This is a genomic window from Streptomyces sp. W16 (assembly GCF_033194735.1).
In the GTDB taxonomy this organism is placed as follows: Bacteria; Actinomycetota; Actinomycetes; order Streptomycetales; family Streptomycetaceae; genus Streptomyces.
In genome coordinates this window covers 1-2,795 of sequence record NZ_JAWOAI010000171.1, presented here as the reverse complement: position 1 = coordinate 2,795, position 2,795 = coordinate 1, and the positions used below count along the sequence as shown (strand labels likewise).

Sequence of the window (2,795 nt, the reverse complement as noted above, 5' to 3'; positions counted from 1 at the left end):
AAAACAAAATCGACCAGGGCGATCATCCGGTCGATGAAGGTCTCGCCGGGCTTCGTCGTGATCTTGATGACGATGCGGTCGGAGAGGACCTTCGTACCACCGGTGACGGCGCTTCGGTCACCGCCGGACTCGCGGATGACGGGCGCGGACTCGCCGGTGATGGCCGACTCGTCGACACTCGCGACGCCCTCGACGACGTCACCGTCGCCGGGGATGATGTCGCCGGCTTCGCAGACGACCAAGTCGCCGATGCGCAGCTCGGTGCCGGGCACCTGCTCCTCGACGGTGCCGTTGAGCCGCCGGGCCACCGTGTCGGTCTTGGCCTTGCGCAGGGTGTCGGCCTGCGCCTTGCCACGGCCCTCGGCGACGGCCTCCGCCAGGTTGGCGAAGATGACGGTCAGCCACAGCCAGACGCTGATCGCCCAACCGAACCAGTCGCCCGGGTCCTTGAAGGAGAAGATCGTGGTCAGCACGGACCCGACCCACACCACGAACATGACGGGCGACTTGACCATCACCCGCGGGTCGAGCTTGCGGCAGGCGTCGGGCAGGGACCTGATCAGCTGCTTCGGGTCGAACAGGCCCGCGCCGACCCGTCCCTCGTCCTTGTGACCGGTCGGCACATCGCTGTGCGGCGCCCGGGTCGGAGTGGCAGTGGACATCGAGTCCTCTTGGTTTTCTTGGTCGTCTGTGCGGGTGGTCATGACGCCAGCCCCTCGGCCAGCGGTCCCAGCGCCAGCGCCGGGAAGTAGGTCAGACCGGTGATGATGAGGATCGCGCCCACCAACAGGCCGGTGAACAGCGGCTTTTCGGTGCGCAGGGTGCCTGCCGTGACCGGCACCGGCTTCTGCTCGGCGAGCGAGCCGGCCAGGGCCAGCACGAACACCATCGGCAGGAAGCGGCCGAGCACCATCGCGAGTCCGGTCATGGTGTTGAACCAGTCGGTGTTCGCGTTCAGCCCGGCGAAGGCGGAGCCGTTGTTGTTGGCGGCGGAGGTGAAGGCGTACAGCACCTCGGAGAAGCCGTGCGCGCCGGAGTTCAGCATGGAGTGCGGCGGGGTCGGCAGCGCCATGGAGGCGGCAGCGAAGATCAGTACCAGGGCCGGGGTGATCAGGATGTAGCAGGCCGCGAGCTTCATCTCGCGGGTGCCGATCTTCTTGCCCAGGTACTCGGGTGTACGGCCGACCATGAGCCCGGCGATGAACACCGCGATGACGGCCATGATCAGCATTCCGTACAGCCCGGAGCCGGTACCACCGGGTGCGATCTCGCCCAACTGCATTCCCAGGATGGTGATTCCGCCGCCGAGACCGGTGAACGAGGAGTGGAAGGAGTCCACCGCGCCCGTCGAGGTCAGCGTGGTCGACACCGCGAAGATCGAGGAGGCGCCGACGCCGATGCGCGTCTCCTTGCCCTCCATCGCACCGCCGGCGGCCTGGAGCGCCGCGCCGTGGTGGGCGAACTCGGTCCACATCATCAGGGCGACGAAGCCGACCCAGATGGTGGCCATGGTGGCGAGGATCGCGTAGCCCTGCTTGATCGAGCCGACCATCACACCGAAGGTGCGGGTCAGCGCGAACGGGATGACCAGCAGCAGGAAGATCTCGAAGAGGTTCGTGAAGGGGGTCGGGTTCTCGAAGGGATGGGCGGAGTTGGCGTTGAAGTAACCGCCGCCGTTGGTGCCGACCTCCTTGATGGCCTCCTGCGAGGCGACCGCGCCGCCGTTCCACTGCTGGTGGCCGCCCATGAACTGCCCGACTTCATGGATGCCGGAGAAGTTCTGGATGGCACCGCAGGCGACGAGCACGAGCGCGGCGACGACGGACAGCGGCACCAGGATGCGGATGACGCCGCGCACCAAGTCGGCCCAGAAGTTGCCGAGTTCACCGGTGCGCGAGCGCGCGAAGCCGCGTACGAGGGCCACCGCGACGGCGATGCCGACGGCCGCGGAGACGAAGTTCTGCACGGCGAGACCGGCGGTCTGCACGACGTGACCCATGGTCTGCTCGCCGTAGTACGACTGCCAGTTGGTGTTCGTCACGAACGACACGGCCGTGTTGAACGACTGCGCGGGATTGACGGAGGAGAAGCCCAGCGAGCCCGGCAGGATCCCTTGGATCCGCTGAAGCAGATAGAGGAAAAGAACACCGACCGCCGAGAAGGCGAGCACGCTGCGCAGATACGCGGGCCAGCGCATCTCGGTGTTCGGGTCGGCACCGATGCCCTTGTAGATCCACTTCTCGACCCGCAGGTGCTTGTCGGAGGAGTAGACCCCGGCCATGTAGTTGCCGAGCGGGATGTAGGCGAGCGCCAGCGCCGCTATCAGGGCGATCAGCTGGAGCACGCCGGCAAGGACGGGACCCATATCGCTACTCAGAACCTCTCCGGGAAGATCAGGGCGAGGACGAGATAGCCCAGCAGGGCGACGGCCACGACGAGGCCGACGATGTTCTCGGCGGTCACAGCTTCGTCACCCCCTTGGCGACGAGGGCCACCAACGCGAAGACCGCGATCGTGGTGACGACGAAGGCCAGATCGGCCATCGTGAGCTCCTGGATTGAGGTTCGAATGGAACGGACGCTTAGAGGTAACCGCGCCCGTGACCGCTTTTGGCCACCGTTGACGGGTCCCTTACGGCGACGCACACGCCTTTGACGCGACTCTTACGGCGACGCCGTGCTGCGACCCGCGAGCGAGGTTCTACGGCGGTGTGGGGCGCCGGGCCGCGGGCGGTTTTCGACGGTGTCGGCGCCGGGCCGCGGGCGGTTTCACGCGACGCTGGCAGCGGCCCGCGG

The 2,795-nt window shown here is 67.0% G+C and carries 3 protein-coding genes; all 3 read right to left on the bottom strand.

The window, feature by feature from the left end; all coding sequences use genetic code 11:
- A partial coding sequence (locus R6V09_RS23080) for a P-type ATPase (protein WP_442810113.1) occupies positions 1-662 on the bottom strand: 662 nt, incomplete at its 3' end.
- 38 nt (positions 663-700) lie between these two features.
- Positions 701-2,365: a potassium-transporting ATPase subunit KdpA gene (kdpA, locus tag R6V09_RS23075; RefSeq protein ID WP_317883340.1), complete on the bottom strand. Its 1,665-nt coding sequence runs from the start codon at positions 2,363-2,365 to the stop codon at positions 701-703.
- An 8-nt stretch (positions 2,366-2,373) separates the two neighbouring features.
- A complete protein-coding gene (gene kdpF, locus R6V09_RS23070) occupies positions 2,374-2,463 on the bottom strand; it encodes a K(+)-transporting ATPase subunit F (protein WP_016434100.1) in 90 nt (29 codons plus the stop codon).
- Positions 2,464-2,795 lie beyond the last annotated feature (332 nt).

Bases quoted from the DNA above. Each gene is read 5' to 3' on its own strand.
- kdpA (WP_317883340.1), bottom strand. From the start codon at position 2,365: ATGGGTCCCGTCCTTGCCGGCGTGCTCCAGCTGATCGCCCTGATAGCG.